Origin of the sequence: Halorhodospira sp. 9621, from assembly GCF_022228055.1 — a bacterium.
GTDB lineage: Bacteria > Pseudomonadota > Gammaproteobacteria > Nitrococcales > Halorhodospiraceae > Halorhodospira > Halorhodospira halophila_A.
The window spans coordinates 1-811 of sequence record NZ_JAJNRD010000099.1 but is presented as its reverse complement, the minus strand read 5'-3'; the positions used below and the strand labels follow the sequence as shown (position 1 = coordinate 811).

Here is an 811-nt window from a genome sequence, read left to right as displayed (position 1 = left end):
GCAGCACCAACGTGGCCGACTCGCACAACGACAACTCGGACCGCAGCGACAACTCGGACCGCAGCTCGAGCGTGGCCGATTCGCACAACAGCGAGAAGAACTACAGCTCGGAGTTCACGTACAACAAGGATGACAATTCGGACAACAGCGTCGCGGATTCACACAACTCGGAGAAGAACTACAGCTCCGAGCGGACCTACAACAAGGACGACAACTCCGATAACAGCTCCAGCATCGCAGACTCGTACAACGACAACTCGGACCGCAGTGACAACTCGGATCGGAGCCTGACCGACTCCCAGAACGACAACTCCGATCGCAGCACGAGCGTTGCGGACTCCAACAACTCGGATAGCAGCATCAACGACTCGTTCAACAAGGACTCCAGCGATCACTCGGACAACAGCATCGCCGACTCGTACAACAGCGACGATAGCGACAACTCCGACAACAGCACCGCTGATTCCCACAACACCATGGACTCGCACAACACGATGAAGGACTCGCAGAACGAGATCACCGACTCGTTCAATCACTTCCTCGACATGGAAATGACCGTGGCCAGCTCCGAGCTGCGCGGCACGGTCAGCGGCAACACCCTGCGCATCGGCGGTGACGACGACGCCTGGCTGCACGTCAACAACCGCATGGCGGAAGGCTCGGTCTCCGGCAACGCGGGCATCACCCAGGTTTCTCAGAACGGTGGTGTCGGCAGCCTGATCCAGCAGAACGTCACCATGCAGGGCAACGTGCGCATCAACCCGGCTCAGTAAGGACACGACCGGCAACAAAAAGCCGGAACCGGGGCGGG

Annotated in this window: 1 protein-coding gene; it reads left to right on the top strand. The window is 59.2% G+C overall.

Features of this window, described 5'->3' with window-relative positions; all coding sequences use genetic code 11:
• On the top strand, positions 1-773 hold a 773-nt coding region (locus LRF89_RS13270; RefSeq protein WP_238637376.1), incomplete at its 5' end, for a hypothetical protein.
• Positions 774-811 lie beyond the last annotated feature (38 nt).